Below are 19,070 nucleotides of genomic sequence, written 5' to 3'. Positions count from 1 at the left end.
CGGATGGGGACGCGTTTCCCAAACCACTTCGGATATTTATGCCGGAAATAACAGTAAGTTAGCCGAGGATCAGGTCGGCGAGGCGGATGAGGTCGATGATCTCTTTCGTCTCGCGGTTGACCTTGATGAAGTTGTCGCCGATGCGGACATAGTCCGAGCGAGCATCGCGTGGAAGCCGATAGATATCATCGCCGCGCCGCAGGATGGTGTCGTTTGATGTGCTGACGACAATGTATTCGCGCCCGTCGAAAATGACGCGGTCGCCGGTTTGCAGGATGATGTAGTCAGGATCAACGATCCGGTCGCCGATCTCGTAGCCACGATCCTCGGCGGTGACGCCTTTTTTGGCGAGGCCGGGCGGAACGCAGGCCGGGGTTTTCTTGGCGAGGCCGGGCGGGCAGTTTTTGTCGTTTTTTCCGGCAGCGAGTGCTTGTGTCGGGGCAGCGAGAAGCGCGAGAGCGTTAAGGGCGGTGATGATGCGTTTCATTTTGCGTCTCCGAGGTTTTCAAATGGTTATCATTGGGTCCGGGCGAAAATGTGGCAGGGCATCAAGCGTCGAGTTCGAGCCAGACGGGGACGTGGTCGGAGGGTTTCTCCCGGCCCCGGACGGCGCTTTCGATCCAGCAATTTTCAAGCAGATCAGCGGCTTGGGGGGTGAGGAGGTGGTGGTCGATGCGGATGCCGTCGTTGCGGTTCCAGGCCCCTGCCTGGTAGTCCCAGAATGAGTAGTGATCGGGGCCTTGGGTGCGAGCGCGGAAGGCTTCGGTAAAGCCAAGATTGAGGATTTCGCGGTAGGCGGCGCGGGTTTCGGGGCGGGCGAGGGCATCTTCGCGCCAGGCGTCGGGGCGGGCGGCGTCTTCGTCTTGGGGGATGACGTTGTAGTCGCCGCACATGATGCCGGGTTCTTCTGTGTTAAGAAGGGCTTGGGCGCGGATCTTCATGCGGCTCATCCAGGCGAGCTTGTAATCGTATTTCGGGCCAGGTGCGGGGTTGCCGTTCGGCAGGTAGAGGCCGCAGATGCGCACGGGTTTCTTTTCGCCGATCACCGTGGCTTCAATCCAGCGGGCCTGATCGTCGGTGTCGTCTCCCGGCAGGCCCCGGGTGATATCTTCCAGCGGCAGGCGCGAGAGGATGGCGACGCCGTTGAAAGATTTTTGTCCATGCGTTTCAACGGTATAGCCGAGATCTTCGAAATGCTCGCGGGGAAAATTTTCATCGATGGATTTGATTTCCTGCAAGAAGGCGACATCGGGTTTTTGCTCGTTCAGCCAGTCTGTAAGCGCGCCGATGCGGGCCTTGATGCCGTTGATGTTGAAGGTCGCGATGCGCATGGAATTCCCCCGGGTTCCTTTGGTTTTGAGGGAGTTTTCAGAGCGGTTCAAGGGCGTATCGGTATGACGTCGGTATTACGTCGGTATTGCGTCGGTGCGACCGTGCGCAGGGTTAGGACGATGTTGGGAGGGAGGTTGGCGCGCCAGACTCTTTGAGGGAAGGAAAAGAGACCGGCGCGCACCGAGGGAAATCGGTTATCTTGTCTATCTTATCGGGCGGTGGTTCAGGCCGTTGGTCCCGATTGAGAAACAGTATGGCTTATTCTATGCCATTGAACATGGCGGGAATGGGGCAGGGGTGGGATTATTTCGTGCCGGTCTGCCGCGGCGTGGCGCGATCAGGCTGGCTCTGGGGGCACGGCGCGTTGGTAGAGGTGCCATGTGGTGTGACCGAGGATGGGCAGGGTGAATATCAGGCCAAGAAAGGCGGGGACCAGCGATAAAAGCATGGTGACCGAGATGATGGCGGCCCAGATCAGCATGACGCGCGGGTTTTCTGTGACGACTCGCACGGAGGTGACCATGGCGGTGACGAAGTTTGTCTCGCGTTCAAGCAGCATGGGCATGGCGACGACCGTGAGGGAGAACAGGATGGCAGATAGGACAGCGCCGGCGATTGTGCCGATGGCGAGGAAGGTCCAGCCTTCGGGGGTGAAGAAGACGATGGAGAGAAAGCCACCGAAGTCCGAGAAAGACGTATCTTGCAGGATGATCGCGAGCCAGAGCCGGACCTGATAGCTCCAGACCCAGAAGACGAAGAGGGTGACAAAGGCCATCCAGCCCATTTCGCGCTTTCGTTGGTTGGCCATGACCGTGAGGATGTCGGACCATGTGAAAGCCTCGTCTTTTTGCAGGCGGCGCGACATTTCGTAGAGCCCGGCGGCGGCAAAGGGGGCGACGAGGGGAAAGCCGACGATGGCGGGGATGATCATCCAAAGCTGGCCGAGCGAGACGAGGATCCAGACGAAAAGGATCCCGAACCCTGCGTAAAAGAGGCCGAAAAACCCGCTCAAGACGGGGCGTGCGAGGAAGTCGGCGAAGCCCGCCTTGAGGGCGGCTTTGATATCCTCGGCGGTGACGGTGTTGATCTTGACCGCGGGTTCTGGCGGCGTCGGGATATTTGGGGGTGGGGAGCCGGTGGTGTTGGATGTCATGACACGATCCTTCAAGGTGCATGGGGTTTGCGCCGATGGCAGGATTTGTGCGGTGCGGCGAAGGGACGGATGTCCTGCATGCGGGTTCGAATTTGGCGCAAGCGGGCGTTTGGGGCAAGGGGGGTGTGTCGTGATGCGTGGGGTTTGGGTGACGCGGTGCTTTGTCGAGCGTTGCCGGGCAAGGTGCGGCGAATGGCTGGTTTGAGCCCATTTGTGCGTTTGGATCGCAGAACAATCGCTTGAGTATTCAGGGCAACAAGTATCATGATCGTATATCGTTCTTTGGAGGTCACTTTGGAAGAAACGACGATCAGACAAGGGGGATGGGAGGATGAGGAACTTCTCGGCGCATTGCTGTCAGTCTCATTCTCAGCCGACCCGTTCGTTCGTTGGTTGATGCCAAAGTCAGTGGACTTCCTGCAGGACAGCCCAAAGCATCCAAGGCGCGCGTATTCCCAGGCTTTTAATGCGGGCACGATCTATGTAATTGGTGATTTTGCGGGGGCTGCGGTTTGGCTTCCGCCCGGCACAAAAAAGACCGACCGTTCTGAAGAGATTGCGCTGGCAGCACCTCCGTCCGAAGGTTCCGGTCACAGTTTTCCTGCCGAATTCCCAGCCCTGATCTCTCAAAGCGCAGCCTATTGTCCAAGCGAGCCGCACTGGTACCTTGGACTGATAGCAGTGGACCCCGCATATCGGGGACGCGGGCTTGGAGCAAAGCTCATGGAGCACTGTCTGACTTTCGTCGATCGTGATGGGATGCCAGCCTACTTGGAATCGACGAATTCTGCGAACATGTCTCTTTATGAACGTTTCGGTTTCAAACTGTTGGCAGAGGTTCGGGTTGGCTCCGCACCGCCCCGGTTCCCGATGTTACGCCCGGCGCAAAAGTAAGCGGCACTTGAGATCGCCACGCGGTCCGAATTAAGAATGGTGAGTTCGTTTGAACGGCTGCTTCGTCCGGCAGGCCAGCCATCTGTGTTTAGAATCGGCGGCCGCCTCAGGCGGTCCCGGTAAGCCACGCTTTCGCGTCATCTTCGGCGTCGGGTGGAAAGGTCTCGATGGTGAGGCCGGGGATCAGCATGCCTTCGATATCGGCGGCTTTGCGCAGCCACACCTGATCGGCGACGACGGCGACTTTGCCGATTTTGGGCAGGCTTGCGAAAAGGCGGGGGAGGTAGCCGAATTCGACTGCGATGGCTTGCAGGGCGGGAAATTCGAAATCCTTGATGGTGTAGAGGAAGTCCGTCTTGTCGGCGGCTTGGACGATTTTAAGGAATTCCTCGAGGCCAGCTTTCATTTCGGCTTCGTCGATTTTGCCGCCAATGTTGAGGCGCACGAAGCCGCCTGCGTCGCAGTCGAGGGTAAACATGGGCTTTCCTTTCGCTTCGGGAGAGGTGCGCCGGGTCGTGTTTTACATCGAGAAGCTGATCCCGCAGCCGCAAGAGCTGGAAGCATTGGGGTTTTCGATGGTGAAGCGCGCACCGATGAGTTCTTCGGAGAAATCTATCACCGCGTTGGCGAGGAAGGGCAGCGAGACCTCGTCGACGACGACCTTTTGGCCGTTGGCTTCGAGAATGGTGTCGCCTTCGGCCGGTGTGTCGAGGTCGATGTTGTATTGAAAACCGGAGCATCCGCCGCCTTCGACGGCGATGCGCAGGGCTTTGGGGGCCTCGGCGTTCGCGTTGATCTCGGCGAGGCGTTCAAAGGCGCGGGGTGTCACGCGGGGTGGGATGTTCAGATCCATGTGCCGGTTTCTTTCTGTGCTTCAACATGAATATAAGGGGGACAACAGAGGCGGACAAGACGCAGGCAGAATATGCGAGCGCCCTATGCATCAAACCCCGAGGACAGTCGGGGGCGGCTTTTCGTGGAAGAGGAAAGCGCATTCCGGTCGTGTTTTCAGCGCGACCGGGACCGGATCATCCATGCCAGCGCGTTTCGGCGGCTGAAGCACAAGACCCAGGTGTTCATTGAGCATGAGGGGGATTATTTCCGCACGCGGCTGACGCATTCGATCGAGGTGGCGCAGGTGGCGCGCACAATCGCGGGGGCTTTGGGGCTGAACGCGGAGCTGACCGAGGCTGTGGCTTTGGCGCATGATCTGGGGCACACGCCTTTCGGGCATACGGGCGAGGATGCGTTGGGGGCCTTGATGGCGCCTTATGGCGGGTTTGATCACAATGCGCAGGCCATTCGGATCATCACGCATCTGGAGCGGCATTATGCGGATTTCGATGGGCTGAACCTGACGTGGGAGACGCTTGAGGGGATTGCCAAGCACAACGGGCCGGTCGAGGGGGACATACCCTGGGCTTTGGCGGCCTGTCAGGCGAATTGGGATTTGGAGTTGGGCACTTATGCCAGTGCCGAGGCGCAGGTGGCGGCGATTTCGGACGATGTGGCCTATAACCATCATGATTTGCATGACGGTTTGCGCGCGGAGTTGTTTTCGACGGATGAGTTGGCGGAGTTGCCGATTTTGGACCGGTGTTTTGCCGTGGTGGATGCGGCCTATCCGGGGTTGAATTATTACAGGCGGCGGCATGAGGCCCTGCGGCGGTTTTTCGGGATTTTGGTGGAAGATGTGATCGCGGTGGCGCGGCAATCTTTGTTGGAGATCGGGCCGAAGTCGGCGGAAGATATCCGGCGGGCGGGGTTTCAGATTATTCGGTTTTCGCCGGAGATTTTCGAGGATCTAAAGGTAATCAGGGCGTTTCTGTTTGAGCGGATGTATCGCGCGCCGTCTGTGGTGGCGATGCGGGTGGAGGTGACGAAGGTCGTGGAGGAGTTGTTTCCGTTTTTCATGGCGCACCCTGACAAGTTGCCGAAGCAGTGGCGCAAGGACGTCGAGGAGGCACGGGGCGAGGTGGAGTTGGCGCGGCTGGTTTCAGACTACATCGCCGGCATGACGGACCGTTTCGCGATCCAGTGCCATGAGCGGTTTGTCGGGAAATAGGGTCGGGCGTCTTAAAGCGCGCAGCGCAGGAAAACGAGGTGCGGCGCAAACTCGGGTGGGTTGGCGTTTTCGGGGTAGCGGTCGATGTAGTCGAAACCTGCCTTTTCATAGAGATTGATCATGGGCCGGTTGCCTTTGACCGTGTCCGCGTAGAGCCATTTGAGGCCCATGCGGCGGGCTTCGGCGATGCGTTCTTCGAATATGGCGCGGCCAAGGCCGGTGCCGCGTGCGGACGCTGCTACGAACATGCGCTTCATTTCGCCCGCGTCCGGGCGGATGCGCCTTAGGCTGCCGCAGCCGACCAGTGTGTCGGTGTCGTCGTAGGCGACGAGCAGGCGGTTTGCGGGTGGCAGGAGATAGGACGGGTTCGCGAGAGTTTCGTCCGCCATCTTGACCGCGTCGATTTTGATACCGCTTACGGCTTCGAATGTAGGCAGAATCGCGGTCAGATAGGCGATCAGAATGTCGCGGTAACCGTCGGGGATGGCTTCGACAAATTCGAGGCGGTGTGTCATGGTGAGATCGTGGCGATTGCGCCGGGCCAAGTCAAACAATTGCGCAGCGTTGACGCGCCTTTTCTAGGTGGTAAACCGCAAAGCGTATTCCAAAGGCAAGCACATGAACATTTTCGCTGAAATCCGCACGTCTGTGATCGAAACACTGGATGCCATGGTGGCTGACGGAGACCTTCCGTCGGGCTTGTCATGGGGGAACGTGGCAGTGGAGCCTCCGCGCGATGCTTCGCACGGAGATATGGCGACGAATGCGGCGATGGTTCTGGCCAAAGGAGCGGGGAAGCCGCCGCGCGCGATTGCCGAAATCCTGGCTGAGCGGCTGACGACGGATGGGCGGATTGCGGTAGCCGAAGTGGCGGGGCCGGGGTTTCTGAACCTGCGGCTGCACCCGGATGTCTGGCATGACGTTGTGGCCGAAGCGATCGATTCCGGAAAGGTGTTCGGTCATTCGGGCATGGGCGCGGGTGTGAAGGTGAACGTCGAATACGTGAGCGCCAACCCAACGGGGCCTTTGCATGTGGGTCATACGCGGGGGGCGGTGTTTGGGGATGCTTTGGCGTCTCTGCTGGATTTCGCGGGCTATGATGTGACGCGCGAGTATTACATCAACGATGGTGGTGCGCAGGTCGATGTCTTGGCGCGCTCGGCTTATGAGCGGTATCGCGAGGCGCATGGGCTGAGCCCCGAGATCGCCGAGGGTTTATATCCGGGCGACTATCTGGTGCCGGTGGGCGAAGCGTTGAAGGCCGAGTTTGGGGATCAGTTTCTGGACAAGCCGGAAGAGGTCTGGCTGGAGAAAGTGCGCGATTTCGCGACCGATGCGATGATGGATTTGATCCGCACGGATTTGGCGTCATTGGGCGTCAAGATGGACCATTTCTTCAGTGAAAAGTCGCTTTACGGTTCGGGGCTGATTGAAAAGGCGATCAACGATCTGAAAAGCAAGGGTCTGATTTACAGGGGCGTGCTGGAGCCGCCGAAGGGCAAGATGCCCGAGGATTGGGAGCCGCGCGAGCAGACGTTGTTCCGTTCGACCGCGCATGGGGATGATGTGGATCGCCCGATCATGAAGTCGGATGGCGCGTGGACGTATTTTGCGCCGGACATTGCGTATCACTGGGACAAGATACACCGCGGGTTCGATGAGCTTATAGACATTTTCGGCGCGGATCATGGTGGTTACGTGAAGCGGATGAACGCAGCGGTTTCGGCTTTGTCGGACGGTCGGGTGCCTTTGGACGTGAAGCTGACGCAGTTGGTGAAGCTGTATAAAGATGGCGAGCCGTTCAAGATGTCCAAGCGCGCGGGTACGTTCGTGACGTTGCGCGATGTGGTCGAGCAGGTCGGCCCGGATGTGGCGCGGTTCGTGATGCTGACGCGCAAGAATGACGCGCCTCTGGATTTCGATTTCGCCAAGGCCGTTGAGCAGTCGAAAGAGAACCCGGTGTTTTATGTGCAGTACGCACATGCGCGGATCCGGTCGGTGATGCGTAAAGCGGAAGAAATGGGTTTGGAGTACTCCGACAACGCCAAGTTGGAGGACGAGGCCGAGTTCCGCGTGGCGATGAAGATCGCCGAATGGCCGCGTCTGGTGGAAATTGCGGCGCGCAATCACGAACCACACAGGGTGGCGTTTTACCTTTATGAACTGGCGCAGGATTTCCATGCGCTTTGGAACCTGGGCAATGATAAACCCCAGCTTCGCTTCCTTCACGAGGGCGACAGTGCGGCCACGGCGGCGAAAATCGCCCTACCACGTGCCGTAGCCGTTGTTATTTCAACAGGATTGGGTATTCTGGGTGTAACTCCTGTCGAAGAGATGCGCTGATAAAGGCGCGCCGCGGCTGCGAGTTTCGAGAGCAGTTTGAAGCACGTCGGACCAACCGGCGGCTACAGTGAGGCATAGAGAATGGCGGCTATCAATTTCAATGAGATAAGCGACCGCGATGGCGGCTCGCTTACAGCGATCATCAATTGGGCGGGCGCTTTCCTGTCGATTTTGCTGATTGTGGGGCTTGCAACCTGGGGCTGGAAGCTTTGGCAGCGCGACGTGACGGGGATACCTGTGGTGCGCGCACTGGAAGGGCCGATGCGGATCACACCGGCCGAGCCGGGCGGATTGGCGAATGATTTCCAAGGCTTGGCAGTCAATCGGATTGCAGAGGAGCGCGTGTCGGAGGTGACCGACCGTGTGGTTCTGGCACCTGCGCCGGCGACGTTTGACGAAGATGAAGACCTGGCGATGGCGGAGTTGGCTCCGGCGGTCGAGGAGGTCTTATCGGTGGTCGAGGTTGCGCCTGCGGCGGATTTCGATGACGGAGTGCAGGCCGAAACTCTGGCCGAGACGGTACCCGTTATGAACGAACCCTCGGCGACGGACATGGCCGTTGCCGCGGCTTTGGCGGATGCCGGGGCGTTGTTTGAGGCGCAACCGGTCAGTCTTGTGGGCGCGGGATCGGGGGCTCCGGCTGCGACGCCGCGACCATTGGAGCGGCCGGAAGGGCGTCGGGTGGCATCGCTGAACGTGATGAACGACGTGACGGGTGCAATCGATCCGGCGACAATTCCGCCGGGGACGCGGCTGGTGCAGCTTGGTGCCTATGGCAGTGAGGACGTGGCAAAGGCCGAATGGGCCAATGCGTTGGCGAATTTCGGCGACTACATGGTCGGCAAAGAGCGCGTCGTGCAGCAGGCGGAAACAGGTGGACGGATCTTCTGGCGCCTGCGTGCGCTGGGGTTCGAAGACCTGTCGGACGCGCGTAGGTTCTGTGCCGTGCTGGTGTCTGACGGGGCGAATTGCATCCCTGTCGTACAGGAATGACGTGAGCCGGGGCGCGTTTACTTTCGCGCCCCTCGGGCCTTTTCTGACCCCGGACGAGGCGACCTTTTTTCGTGAGGGCGACCCCTGGGGGTTCATCCTTTTTCAACGCAATTGTGAGACACCGGAGCAACTTCGTCGTCTGACGGGGGACTTGCGGGAGGCCGTGGGCTGGCACGCGCCGATCCTGATCGATCAGGAAGGCGGGCGTGTGCAGCGGATGCGCGGGCCTCATTGGCGGGAATGGATGCCGCCTTTGGATCAGGTCGAGGCGTTTGAGGATCCGGGCCGGGGCGTGCGTGCGATGTATTTGCGCGGAGCGTTGATAGGCGCCGAGTTGGTGGCGCATGGGGTCGATGTGAATTGTGCGCCGTCCGGGGATATTGCGTATCCGCAGACGCACGCCTTTTTGCGGAACCGCTGCTACGGGCGGGATGCGCAGACGGTGATCGTGATGGCGCGGGCGTGTGCGGAGGGGCTGATGGACGCCGGCTGTTTGACCGTGTTGAAGCACGCGCCAGGGCATGGGCGGGCGCAGGTGGACAGTCACAAGGATTTGCCGACGATCGAGGTGCCGTTGGCGGAACTGAAGGCGACGGATTTCGCGCCCTTCCGCGCTTTGGCGGACACGGGCATGGCGATGACAGCGCATATCGTGGTACCTGAGATTGACGGGACCGCGCCGATTACGCAGTCGGCGGCGGGGATTTCGTATTTGCGGCAGCAACTTGGGATGACAGGGCTGTTGATGAGCGATGACGTGTCGATGAACGCTCTTGCCGGGGACGTGGTGACGCGTGGGCAGGCGGCTTTGGCGGCGGGCTGCGATCTGGTGCTGCATTGCAATGGTGAAGCCGGTGAGATGGAGGCGATTGCCGCGGGCTTGGGGCGGATGGGGCCGGAGGCGGCAAAACGCGCAGATATAGCGTTGGCGGCGCGTCGAACCACAAGGGATATTGACATTCCGGCCCTTGAGGCTGAGTTTGAGGCCCTGATGCAAGGAGCCTGATATGCCGGACGGCGACACCGATTTTGACGACGTCGAAGCCCGCCTTGCGGCAGAGGCTTTGATCGTCGACGTCGATGGCTATGAAGGCCCGCTGGACCTTTTGTTGATGCTGAGTCGCACGCAAAAGGTTGATCTGCGTAAAATTTCGGTTCTGGCATTGGCCGAGCAATATCTGGCGTTTATCGATCAGGCGAAGTCGCTGCGGATTGAACTGGCGGCAGATTATCTGGTGATGGCGGCCTGGCTGGCGTTTTTGAAGTCGCGCCTGTTGTTGCCACCTGACCCTGCCGATGAGGGACCTTCGGGCGAGGAACTGGCCGCGCATCTGGCGTTTCAGCTGGAGCGTTTGTCGGCGATGCGCGAGGCGGCGGCCAAGCTGATGGCGCGGGATCAGAAGGGGCGCGATTTCTTTGTGCGCGGCGTGCCGGAGGATGTGACACGGGTTCGCAAGGTGCGTTATACGGCGACGCTGTTGGACCTGATGCAGGGCTATGCGCGAATCCGCACGAAGGATGAGTTTCGCCCCTACGCGATGGACCGTGCCAACGTGATGACGCTGGAACAGGCGCTGGATCGCATGCGCGGGCTAATCGGGTTTGCGGGCGAGTGGACGGATTTGCTGTCGTGGTTGCCTGAAGGATGGGAGACGGATCCGGTGCGGCGGCGCTCGGCGACGGCATCGCATTTTGCGGCATCGCTGGAACTGGCGAAAGCGGGGGCCATTCAGATCCGGCAGTCGGAGACATTTGCCCCTATTCAGATCAAGGCGATGGCGCGTGTCTGACGAGATCGAAGTTGACGCGGGCGAGAGCCTGTTTGAAGCGCCGCCATTGGCCGAGCAGGAGCGGATGGTCGAAGCGATCTTGTTTGCAACGGCCGAGCCTGTGACGATCTCGGAAATGAACGCGCGAATGCCGCATGGGGCGGACGGGGCGCAAGCCGTTGAAATGCTGAAGAAACGCTATGAGGGGCGCGGGGTTCAGGTGGTAAAGGTGGGTGATGCCTTTGCGATGCGCACGGCGCCGGACCTTGGGTTCCTGATGCGCAAGGAGACGGTCGAGACGCGCAAACTGAGCCGTGCTGCTATCGAGACTTTGGCGATCATCGCCTATCACCAGCCTGTCACGCGGGCCGAGATCGAGGAAATCCGCGGTGTTTCGGTGTCTCGGGGGACGGTGGATCAGTTGTTGGAGTTGGAGTGGATCCGGTTCGGACGTCGGCGGATGACGCCGGGGCGTCCGGTGACTTATGTGGTGACGCAGGATTTTCTGGATCATTTCGGGCTGGAAAGTGCGCGCGATCTGCCGGGTGTGAAGGAACTCAGAGCCGCCGGATTGTTGGAGAGCCGACCGCCGCCGGGTGAGCCTTTGCCGGGCGAGGATGAAGAGCACGATGAGAATCAGGCCGAGATGTTTGAGGACGAGGATTGAAGCCGATGAATATTGAAAGACTTATTCGAATGGTGCTGCAGCGGTTTGTGATGCAGGGCGCGCGCAAGGCTATGAAAGACAAGGGTATGGCGCCGACACCGGGGGCGAAGAAAGCGGGGCAAACGATGAAGCTTGCCCGGCGATTTGGTCGGATGGCGGGCCGGTTCTGAGGCGCTCCGGGCGTGGCGTTTATTCCAGATACTTGGCTGGCTGATCGAGAATGTCGCTGCCAGCGATGATGTCTGCGACATAGCCCCTAGGGGCGTCGCGACAGGAAAGATGTGCCCGGACCCTTTGCGCAAAAAGCTCCGATACCAGAGACGGGGGGAAACGGTTCAAACCTTCGGCCGGGATGTCTGTAACCATGTCGGATGCGCGTCCGAACGGGAGGCGCGATGCCCCGCTGAGGGACATGATTTACATGGCGCAGGCGACGTATTCGGCTCCGACTTTGCACGGATCGAAGAGGCAGGCCGTGATCGACGGAAGTGGCTGTTGCTGGAGGTCAATTGTCAGGGGAGCGCGTTTTGGGGACTCTGCTGCCGCTGGCGCTCTCCGGGGATTTTTTGGACCCAAAAATCAGCTTTTGAAGTGTTTTGAGAGTTTGAGGCCCTGGCCCTGGTAGTTGGATTTGATCTCGCGGCCGTAAAGCGTCTTGGGGGCTTCGGTCATTTTTTCGTAGACGAGACGACCGACGATTTGGCCGTGTTCAAGGACGAAAGGCGCTTCGTGGCAGCGGACCTCAAGCACGCCGCGCGAGCCGGTGCCGCCTGCTTCCGCCCATCCGAAGCCGGGGTCGAAGAAGCCCGCGTAGTGGACGCGGAATTCACCGACCATGGCAATGTAGGGGGCCATTTCGGCAGCGTGGTCGGGGGGGATGACAATGGCTTCGCGGCTGACGAGGATATAAAAGGCGCCGGGGTCGAGAATGATCCAGCCGGTGTCGGTACGCACTTCTTCCCAGTAGTCGGACGCATCATAGTGGTTGAGTTTTTCGAGGTCGATAACGCCTGCGTGGGGTTTGGCGCGGTATCCGACAAGGGTGCCGTTTTCGGGTTTGAGGTCGACAGAGAAGCCGAGGCCCCCTGAGATCACCGCATCACCCGAGACAATGGGGGATTTGGCGTGGAGGTCGCTCAAGTCCTTGTCACTTATGACGGTTTGTCCGCGACGGAAGATGATCTGGTTCAGCATCTGGCCGGTCTTGGCGATGACCGAGAAGCTTTGGGGGCAAATTTCGACGTAGAGCGGACCGGTGTAGCCGTCGGGGACGCGGTCGAATTCATGGCCGTGGTCGGTGATGATGCGGGTGAGGAGATCGAGGCGGCCAATGGAGGATTTGGCGGAGGCCGCACCGGATGTGCCGTCTGGCAGCGCGAGGCTTTCGAGGAGGGGCACGACGTAGACGCAACCCTTTTCCAGCACGGCGCCTGACGAAAGGTCGATCTTGTGCATTGTGAAATCGGAGAGCCGGTCGGCGACGGTGCGGTCTTTGCCGGTGAGGAAAGACGCGCGGACGCGATAGGCTCGCGCGCCGAGGCGCAGATCGAGCGAGGCTGGCTGGATTTGTCCGGGCTGGAAGGGGCGGTCGGCGGCGATATTACCGCTTTCGATCATTCCGGCGATTTCGGTGTCGGTGAGAACGCCCTGTTTCATCGTGCCTCGGGTCGTTTTGTGCCGCCGGAGGGGGCGAGCTGTGGTGTGTTGGTCGGGCTAGCAGGACTTGAACCTGCGACCTTCCGTCCCCCAGACGGACGCGCTACCAGGCTGCGCCATAGCCCGACTGGGGGGGGTTTGACCGAAAAGGCGGGCGTCTGCAAGGGTGGTTTTGGTTTCCGGGTCAGGGTGTGCGGTGGGACGTCAGGAGCCGGCGTCGCGCAGTGCGCGCAGTCGGTCTCGGGCGGCTTTCAGGGTGTCTTTTTGTGCGGCGAGTTGTGCGGTGGGCAGGGTTGCCAGGCGCGCCGCGATGCCGGGGTTGGCCGGGAATGACGGATCGTCATCGGCGGGGTCGGTGTCGGAGACATCCGGAGTGGCCGGGATCCGCGGCTTGGCGGGCTCGGGTGGTGCCGCGGCTGCGGGTGCGTCTGGTTCGGGCTTCGGTTCGGGGGTGGGCGCGGACCGCGTGCGCGACGGCACGAAGCTGGGCATGGGGACAGGGTCGTCGTGGTCGTCCGCGGACGGGAACATGTCGGGTTGGATCTGGTCGTTTTCTTCCTCGTCCGCCTCTTCCGGCACTGGGTCCGGGGCGGGTTCGGCGGCGTAGGTTTCGCGCGCGGCGGGTGCCGGCTGAGACGACGTCGGGGCGTGGTCGATGATCGTCTCATCCACGGTGTCTTCAAGTTCTGTATCGAGCGACTGCGAAAATGAAGAAACGTGCTTAACGCCATGTTCCCGAAGAATTTTTTGCACACCACGGATGGTCATGCCCCGATCGTGCAGCAGCGTTTTCACGCCGCCGATCAGGCGCATGTCCGAGGGGCGATAGTAGCGACGGCCACCCGCGCGTTTGACCGGTTTGATTTGCGCAAACCGGCTTTCCCAAAAGCGCAAGACGTGGGTCGGGATATCGAGCCACTCGGCCACTTCCGAGATGGTGCGGAAGGCGTCAGGCGATTTTTCCATGGAGCTGGGTTAGCTCTTGTTGCCGGCTGCGACGCGATCTTTCATCAGGTGCGACGGACGGAATGTCAGGACGCGGCGCGGATGGATCGGGACTTCCTGGCCGGTTTTGGGGTTACGACCGACGCGGGCTGCTTTGTCGCGGACCGAGAAGGTGCCAAAAGAGGAGATTTTCACCTGATCGCCAGCGGCAAGTGCGTCAGACATATGGGCGAGAACGCCTTCTACCAATTGGGCAGATTCGTTACGGCTGAGACCAACTTCGCGGAACACCGCTTCGCTGAGATCCATGCGTGTCACAGTCTTTTCGCTCATACTTTTCCCCTCGTTTCGTTCCGCACGAGAATGGTCCGGGGGAATTTCCGAGTCAATATCAAGGCCTTGAGAAAAGGCGTTAAAGAGCGATTACCAGCGCAGAACCACTGCTCCCCACGCCAATCCGCCGCCGATGGCCTCGGTGACGATGAGATTGCCGGGTTTAATCTGACCGCGCTCGACGCTGACGGAGAGCGCAAGGGGAATCGATGCCGCCGAGGTGTTGCCGTGGTCCTGCACGGTCAGAACGACGCGATCAAGCTCCACGCCCATCTTTTGCGCTGTGGATTTGATGATGCGCAGGTTGGCCTGGTGCGGGACGATCCAGTCGATGTCATCGCTGCCAAGCCCGACCTTTTCTAGTGCGGTATGGGCGGTGGAGGCGAGCTTTTCGACGGCGTGGCGGAAGACCTCTTTGCCCTGCATGCGCAAATGGCCGGTGGATTGCGTGGACACGCCGCCGTCGACATAGAGGATGTCCTTGTGGCGTCCGTCGGAGTTCAGGTCCGTGGACAGGATGCCGCGATCTTTGGTCGTGCCGTCGCCGGTGGCGGCTTCGAGGATCAGTGCGCCTGCGCCGTCGCCGAAGAGAACGCTTGTGGTGCGGTCGGACCAGTCCATGATGCGGCTGAAGGTTTCGGCCCCGATGACGATGACGCGCTTTGCCTGACCCGAGATGATCAGTGCGTTGGCGTTGGCCATTGCGAAGACGAAGCCTGCGCAGACGGCTTGCACGTCGAAGGCGAAGCCCTTGGTCATGCCGAGTTTGGCCTGAACCATGGTGGCGACGGACGGGAATGTAAGGTCGGGCGTCGAAGTTGCGACGATGATCGCGTCGATGTCGTCCGCTGTCAGACCAGCCATGTCGAGCGCGCGCGTGGCAGCGGCGGTGGCCATGTCGGAGGTGGTTTCGTCGTCGGCAGCGAAGTGGCGGCGTTCGATACCCGAGCGCGAGCGAATCCACTCATCCGAAGTATCGACGGTCGTTTCGAATTCGCTATTTGGCACCACCCGTTTGGGCAGATAGTGCCCGACGCCGCGGACCTGGGCGCGTATTGTCATGCGTTCTGCTCGTTTTTATTTGTTACGCTTGCGTCATCCTGAACCGCAATCCCGGAGGATGCAACCCGCGCGGCAAGCCGTTCGGTGAAGCCGCTTTCGGCGAGGCGGAACGCGAGTTTGATCGCGGAGGAGACGCCGGTGGCGTCGGCAGAGCCGTGGGATTTGACGACGGTGCCGTTCAGGCCGAGGAACACGCCGCCGTTGACGCGGCGCGGATCAATGCGTTTGGTCAGGCGTTTGAGGCTGCCAAGCGCGAGAAGGGCGGCGAATTTCGACAGCGGCGTGGCGTTGAAGGCTTCGCGCAGGAGTTCACGGATGAGGCTTGCGGTGCCTTCGCCGGTTTTCAGCGCGACATTGCCGGTGAAGCCGTCGGTGACGATGACGTCGACGCGGTTCGACGGGATGTCGCCGCCTTCGACGAAGCCGACGAAGTCTAGTTCGGCAGCAGGGGCGGCCTGTGCGATGAGGTCGTGCGCTGCCTTGATTTCGGCGCGACCTTTGTGTTCTTCCGTGCCGACGTTCAAAAGGCCGATGCGCGGGCGTTTGATATCGAGGCCGTTGCGCGCGTAAGAACCGCCCATGAGTGCGTATTGCAGCAAGTCTTTTTCGTCAGCGCGGATGTCTGCGCCGACGTCCAGCATGATGTTGAAGCCGCCCTTGTTGCGCGACGGCCAGAGGCAAGCGATAGCGGGGCGGTCGACGCCGGGGATTTTGCGCAGGCGCAGCATCGATACCGCCATGAGCGCGCCGGTATTGCCGCAGGAGACGACCGCTCCGGCTTCGCCGTTCTTTACGGCGTCTACGGCCGACCACATCGACGTGTTCTTGCCATTGCGCATGACGATCGAGGGCTTGGCATCCATCGTCACGACTTCGGGCATGTCGCGGATTTCGCAACGCCCGGCGAGGCCCGCTTTTTGGATCAGGGGTTCGATTTCGGAGGCGCGGCCATGCACGATGAACCCGATATCGGGGTTCTTTTCGGCACTCTTGGCGATGCCGGAAACGACAGCGGGCGGCCCTTGGTCGCCGCCCATTGCATCCACAGAGATGATTGTGCGCTTACGCGCGCCGGAATTGCTTTGATCGGAACCAGCCGTCATCGCGAAGGGCGCGCGCGCACGGGGCGCTTACGCCGCGTCGTCGTCCAGGTCGATTTCGTCGGCCTGAGCAACAACTTCGCGGTCGGCATAGTGGCCACATGCACCACAGACGTGGTGAGGGCGCTTCAGCTCTCCGCAGTTTGGACACTCGGCAGGGTTGCCGGGTACGAGTGAGTCGTGTGCACGGCGCATGTTCCGGCGCGACTTGGTGATCTTATTCTGAGGGACAGCCATGTCACATCCTCAAGTTAGCAGGGCGCAAGGCCCACGGGTTTCAACGGTTTGGGTGGTCATACGCAACTGCGTCTGCCCTGTCCAACGTAAATCTACGAGCGAGGCCGGGAACATACTGTGATTCCGTTGGAACGCAAGGGAGTTTTCATGCGCTGTCCGGGTCGTCGTTATTGAGCTTTTGCTGCAACGATTTGAGGGCCGCGAAGGGTTTGGCATCGTCGTCGGTCATCGGGGTCTGACCGGGTTCTGTGACAGCGATTTCCACGGGTTCAATACCGGGTGCGCGCGGCCATGCGGGCAGCGCAAGAGCAAGCGCTTCTTCCATGACCGCCGCAAGATCGAGAGTTTCGGGCAGGGCTTCGGCGGTGTCGTCTTCGGGCATTTCGAATTCGGCGGCATCGGGGGCTTCGGGCATGTCGGCGAGGTAGCGGCGGCTGGTGTCTTCGTCGATGCGGGTGGTCACGGGGTCAAGCGTGACGACGCAGGGCTGCACCACGGTCGCCCCGAGACGCGCGTGAAGTTCCCAGTCCGATTTGCCCAAGGGCGACAAGCTGCCTGTGAAGGTCAGTTTCTTCACCCCGGTGATTCCCAGCCGTTTGGCGATTGCATCACGTTCGGTGGCATTTGGTTTGAGGTCGAACTCGGTTTTGCGTTTCAAATCGCCGAGGCGTAGGGTTTGAGCCGTCATCGGGTCGCTCCTTGATCCGGTGTCGATAGGTGGTTATGCCGATTAGGCGGCGCGAGGCCGGTTGACAAGAGGTGGGACGTGGGTCGGTTTATTGCAAAAGCAGTCATTCTTGGTGCGTTGGTTCTGACGACGACGGCCTGCGCGCGGCTTGAAAGCGGGCATGGTTATGTGCCGGAGCCGTCGGCGCTGGAAGGTGTCGTGGTCGGGCGCGACACCAAGGACATCATCGGTTTGACTTTGGGCCAGCCCGGAACGCGCGGGATCGTTGATGATCTGGGCTGGTATTATGTGCGCTCGGATTACGAACGGTTTCTGTGGCGCGCGCCGGTTGAGGTCGACCGTCAGGTTGTGGCGATCACATTCGACGAGGCGGGTGTGGTGCGCAACATCGAGCGGTTCGGTCTGGAAGAGGGCCGGGTCGTGGCCCTCAACCGTCGTGTGACCGACGCCAATACGCAAGGGATCAGTTTCCTGCGGCAGTTGTTCGGTAACCTTGGGAATTTCGATCCGGCGACATTGATCAACGAAAACTAGGTATCGGACGCCTCGTCCGGCTGAAAGTCGAGCGACACTCCATTGATGCAGTAGCGCAAGCCAGTCGGTGCCGGGCCATCGGGGAAGACGTGGCCGAGGTGGCCGTCGCAGCGGTTGCAGTGGACTTCGGTGCGGCGCATGAAAAATCCGTTGTCTTCGCTTTCACCGACCATTTCGTCATCCATGGGCTGATAAAACGAAGGCCAGCCCGTGCCGCTGTCAAACTTGTGGGCCTGATCGAAAAGCGGCGCGCCACAGCCCTTGCAGGTGTAGGTGCCGGGGTCTTTGGGGAAGTCGTCGTTGGAGAACGCCCGTTCGGTGCCGTGCTTCCTGAGGACCTTGAATTCGAGATCGTCGAGTTGGTTCCGCCATTCTGCGTCCGATTTGATGACTTTTTCCATGTCTTTTGCCCTTCGTGTCGTTTCACCGTCACGCATTCTGTGCCAGTGTTGTCTGGATCATTATCTAGGGGCGATGGGCGGTTGAACCAACTGGTGGCACATGAGAGCGTCTCGCCTTTGCGCACACAAGCGCGTTACCCGACGCGCTACAAGGTTCGATTTGTCGACAGCGAGGACGATTTCGAGGCGGCCTTGGCGCTTCGGGGGCGGGTGTTTCGCGGCGGCGGGTCGGACCGGGACGCCTTTGACGTGCTTTGCCGGCATATGGTGATCGTGCGCCTTGCGGACGGAGAAGTCGTTGCGACTTTTCGACTTTTGTCGCTGGGTTCGGGGGCCGAGATCGCGCGGAGTTATGCCGCGCAGTCCTATGACCTTGCGGCATTGCAGGCCTATCCTTTTGCGATGATGGAGTTGGGGCGGTTCTGCATTTCGCCGGATGTGAGTGATCCGGACATTTTGCGCGCGGCGTGGGGCGGGATGGCGCGTCTGGTCGATGAGGATGACGTGCAGATGTTGTTCGGGTGCGCGTCGTTTTCGGGGACAGAGCCTGCGCAGTATTTCGATGCTCTGGCGTTGCTGCGGGCGCAGTTTCTGGCGCCGGTCGACTGGGCGCCGGGCAGGCGGGCGCCGGATATCGTCCGGTTCGACAGGGATGTGCCGGATGGGCTGGATCGGGTGCGGGCCCTGAAGGTCATGCCGCCGTTGTTGCGGTCGTATCTGACGATGGGCGGCTGGGTCAGCGATCATGCGGTAGTGGACCCCGATCTGGGCACGATGCATGTGTTTACCGGGCTGGAGATCGCGGCGATACCGGAAGCACGGGCGCGGGCGATCAGGGCGGCGGCCGGCGCGGTTTGAGGCGGTGGTTCGCGTTCCTGTGCGGGGGCGGCTGGCGTAT

Annotated in this window: 24 protein-coding genes and 1 tRNA gene; 10 read left to right on the top strand and 15 right to left on the bottom strand. The window is 60.6% G+C overall.

What is annotated here, in order from left to right; translation table 11 throughout:
• Positions 1-58: 58 nt before the first annotated feature.
• The 3 genes from BOA8489_RS02085 to BOA8489_RS02075 form a co-directional block, all read right to left on the bottom strand.
• Positions 59-487 carry a hypothetical protein gene (locus BOA8489_RS02085; protein ID WP_245813625.1) on the bottom strand — a complete coding sequence of 143 codons (429 nt, stop codon included), beginning with the start codon at positions 485-487 and terminating at the stop codon, positions 59-61.
• Positions 488-548: 61 nt separating this feature from the next.
• The gene (gene xth, locus BOA8489_RS02080; protein WP_093972301.1) at positions 549-1,331 is read right to left on the bottom strand and encodes an exodeoxyribonuclease III; all 783 of its coding nucleotides are present in this window, start codon (positions 1,329-1,331) and stop codon (positions 549-551) included.
• Positions 1,332-1,669: 338 nt separating this feature from the next.
• Positions 1,670-2,485: a DUF2189 domain-containing protein gene (locus BOA8489_RS02075; protein WP_093972300.1), complete on the bottom strand. Its 816-nt coding sequence runs from the start codon at positions 2,483-2,485 to the stop codon at positions 1,670-1,672.
• Positions 2,486-2,749: 264 nt separating this feature from the next.
• Between BOA8489_RS02075 and BOA8489_RS02070 the strand changes: the two genes are divergently transcribed.
• Positions 2,750-3,379 carry a GNAT family N-acetyltransferase gene (locus BOA8489_RS02070; protein WP_093972299.1) on the top strand — a complete coding sequence of 210 codons (630 nt, stop codon included), beginning with the start codon at positions 2,750-2,752 and terminating at the stop codon, positions 3,377-3,379.
• Between the two features lie 106 nt (positions 3,380-3,485).
• On the opposite strand, the gene BOA8489_RS02065 is transcribed toward BOA8489_RS02070, so the two are convergent.
• Together BOA8489_RS02065 and BOA8489_RS02060 are read right to left on the bottom strand one after the other, a co-directional pair.
• The gene (locus tag BOA8489_RS02065) at positions 3,486-3,857 is read right to left on the bottom strand and encodes a SpoIIAA family protein (RefSeq protein WP_093972298.1); all 372 of its coding nucleotides are present in this window, start codon (positions 3,855-3,857) and stop codon (positions 3,486-3,488) included.
• A gap of 42 nt (positions 3,858-3,899) precedes the next feature.
• Positions 3,900-4,226 (bottom strand): HesB/IscA family protein, encoded by a 327-nt coding sequence (locus BOA8489_RS02060; RefSeq protein WP_093972495.1) that lies wholly within the window; start codon positions 4,224-4,226, stop codon positions 3,900-3,902.
• 78 nt (positions 4,227-4,304) lie between these two features.
• Between BOA8489_RS02060 and BOA8489_RS02055 the strand changes: the two genes are divergently transcribed.
• Positions 4,305-5,444 carry a deoxyguanosinetriphosphate triphosphohydrolase gene (locus tag BOA8489_RS02055; protein WP_093972297.1) on the top strand — a complete coding sequence of 380 codons (1,140 nt, stop codon included), beginning with the start codon at positions 4,305-4,307 and terminating at the stop codon, positions 5,442-5,444.
• A gap of 11 nt (positions 5,445-5,455) precedes the next feature.
• Here BOA8489_RS02055 and BOA8489_RS02050 read toward each other — a convergent pair whose 3' ends face one another.
• On the bottom strand, positions 5,456-5,959 hold the full coding sequence (locus BOA8489_RS02050; RefSeq protein ID WP_141138211.1) for a GNAT family N-acetyltransferase: 504 nt from the start codon (positions 5,957-5,959) through the stop codon (positions 5,456-5,458).
• Between the two features lie 103 nt (positions 5,960-6,062).
• Here BOA8489_RS02050 and argS point away from each other — a divergent pair, with 103 nt between their 5' ends.
• The 6 genes from argS (at position 6,063) to BOA8489_RS20320 (ending at position 11,386) form a co-directional block, all read left to right on the top strand.
• Positions 6,063-7,787, top strand: a complete 1,725-nt coding sequence (gene argS / locus BOA8489_RS02045) for an arginine--tRNA ligase (RefSeq protein ID WP_093972295.1) — start codon at positions 6,063-6,065, stop codon at positions 7,785-7,787.
• A gap of 81 nt (positions 7,788-7,868) precedes the next feature.
• A complete protein-coding gene (locus tag BOA8489_RS02040; protein ID WP_093972294.1) occupies positions 7,869-8,780 on the top strand; it encodes an SPOR domain-containing protein in 912 nt (303 codons plus the stop codon).
• 1 nt (position 8,781) lies between these two features.
• The gene (nagZ, locus tag BOA8489_RS02035; protein WP_093972293.1) at positions 8,782-9,786 is read left to right on the top strand and encodes a beta-N-acetylhexosaminidase; all 1,005 of its coding nucleotides are present in this window, start codon (positions 8,782-8,784) and stop codon (positions 9,784-9,786) included.
• Between the two features lies 1 nt (position 9,787).
• Positions 9,788-10,570: a segregation and condensation protein A gene (locus BOA8489_RS02030; RefSeq protein ID WP_093972292.1), complete on the top strand. Its 783-nt coding sequence runs from the start codon at positions 9,788-9,790 to the stop codon at positions 10,568-10,570.
• Positions 10,563-11,216, top strand: a complete 654-nt coding sequence (gene scpB / locus BOA8489_RS02025) for an SMC-Scp complex subunit ScpB (protein WP_245813624.1) — start codon at positions 10,563-10,565, stop codon at positions 11,214-11,216. Before BOA8489_RS02030 ends, scpB begins: the two co-directional genes overlap by 8 nt.
• Positions 11,217-11,221: 5 nt before the next feature.
• The gene (locus BOA8489_RS20320) at positions 11,222-11,386 is read left to right on the top strand and encodes a hypothetical protein (protein WP_176440176.1); all 165 of its coding nucleotides are present in this window, start codon (positions 11,222-11,224) and stop codon (positions 11,384-11,386) included.
• 409 nt (positions 11,387-11,795) lie between these two features.
• On the opposite strand, the gene BOA8489_RS02015 is transcribed toward BOA8489_RS20320, so the two are convergent.
• The 8 genes from BOA8489_RS02015 to BOA8489_RS01980 form a co-directional block, all read right to left on the bottom strand.
• Positions 11,796-12,872: a 2'-deoxycytidine 5'-triphosphate deaminase gene (locus BOA8489_RS02015; RefSeq protein WP_093972290.1), complete on the bottom strand. Its 1,077-nt coding sequence runs from the start codon at positions 12,870-12,872 to the stop codon at positions 11,796-11,798.
• Positions 12,873-12,921: 49 nt separating this feature from the next.
• Positions 12,922-12,998: transfer RNA gene (locus BOA8489_RS02010), tRNA-Pro, on the bottom strand.
• Positions 12,999-13,076: 78 nt separating this feature from the next.
• Positions 13,077-13,838 carry a MerR family transcriptional regulator gene (locus BOA8489_RS02005; protein WP_093972289.1) on the bottom strand — a complete coding sequence of 254 codons (762 nt, stop codon included), beginning with the start codon at positions 13,836-13,838 and terminating at the stop codon, positions 13,077-13,079.
• Between the two features lie 9 nt (positions 13,839-13,847).
• Positions 13,848-14,150 (bottom strand): integration host factor subunit alpha, encoded by a 303-nt coding sequence (gene ihfA / locus BOA8489_RS02000; RefSeq protein ID WP_093972288.1) that lies wholly within the window; start codon positions 14,148-14,150, stop codon positions 13,848-13,850.
• A gap of 90 nt (positions 14,151-14,240) precedes the next feature.
• A complete protein-coding gene (locus BOA8489_RS01995; protein ID WP_093972287.1) occupies positions 14,241-15,212 on the bottom strand; it encodes a beta-ketoacyl-ACP synthase III in 972 nt (323 codons plus the stop codon).
• Positions 15,209-16,315 carry a phosphate acyltransferase PlsX gene (plsX, locus tag BOA8489_RS01990; protein WP_093972286.1) on the bottom strand — a complete coding sequence of 369 codons (1,107 nt, stop codon included), beginning with the start codon at positions 16,313-16,315 and terminating at the stop codon, positions 15,209-15,211. The genes BOA8489_RS01995 and plsX overlap by 4 nt, the downstream gene beginning before the upstream one ends.
• A 27-nt stretch (positions 16,316-16,342) precedes the next feature.
• Positions 16,343-16,549, bottom strand: coding sequence for a 50S ribosomal protein L32 (rpmF, locus tag BOA8489_RS01985; protein WP_093972285.1), 207 nt, complete (start codon positions 16,547-16,549; stop codon positions 16,343-16,345).
• A 145-nt stretch (positions 16,550-16,694) separates the two neighbouring features.
• Positions 16,695-17,237 carry a YceD family protein gene (locus BOA8489_RS01980; protein WP_093972284.1) on the bottom strand — a complete coding sequence of 181 codons (543 nt, stop codon included), beginning with the start codon at positions 17,235-17,237 and terminating at the stop codon, positions 16,695-16,697.
• A gap of 78 nt (positions 17,238-17,315) precedes the next feature.
• Here BOA8489_RS01980 and BOA8489_RS01975 point away from each other — a divergent pair, with 78 nt between their 5' ends.
• Positions 17,316-17,771, top strand: coding sequence for an outer membrane protein assembly factor BamE (locus BOA8489_RS01975; RefSeq protein ID WP_093972283.1), 456 nt, complete (start codon positions 17,316-17,318; stop codon positions 17,769-17,771).
• Here BOA8489_RS01975 and msrB read toward each other — a convergent pair.
• Entirely contained in the window at positions 17,768-18,172 is a 405-nt protein-coding gene (gene msrB, locus BOA8489_RS01970) for a peptide-methionine (R)-S-oxide reductase MsrB (protein ID WP_093972282.1), read from the bottom strand. The two genes, BOA8489_RS01975 and msrB, sit on opposite strands and share 4 nt — an antisense overlap.
• Before the next feature lie 81 nt (positions 18,173-18,253).
• On the opposite strand from msrB, the gene BOA8489_RS01965 reads away from it, so the two are divergent.
• Positions 18,254-19,030 (top strand): GNAT family N-acetyltransferase, encoded by a 777-nt coding sequence (locus BOA8489_RS01965; RefSeq protein WP_245813623.1) that lies wholly within the window; start codon positions 18,254-18,256, stop codon positions 19,028-19,030.
• The last annotated feature ends 40 nt before the right edge of the window (positions 19,031-19,070 follow it).

Origin of the sequence: Boseongicola aestuarii, assembly GCF_900184815.1 — a bacterium.
GTDB classification, from domain to species: Bacteria; Pseudomonadota; Alphaproteobacteria; order Rhodobacterales; family Rhodobacteraceae; genus Boseongicola; species Boseongicola aestuarii.
The sequence above is the reverse complement of the archived record's forward strand: the minus strand, read 5'-3'. Positions and strand labels throughout refer to the sequence as shown.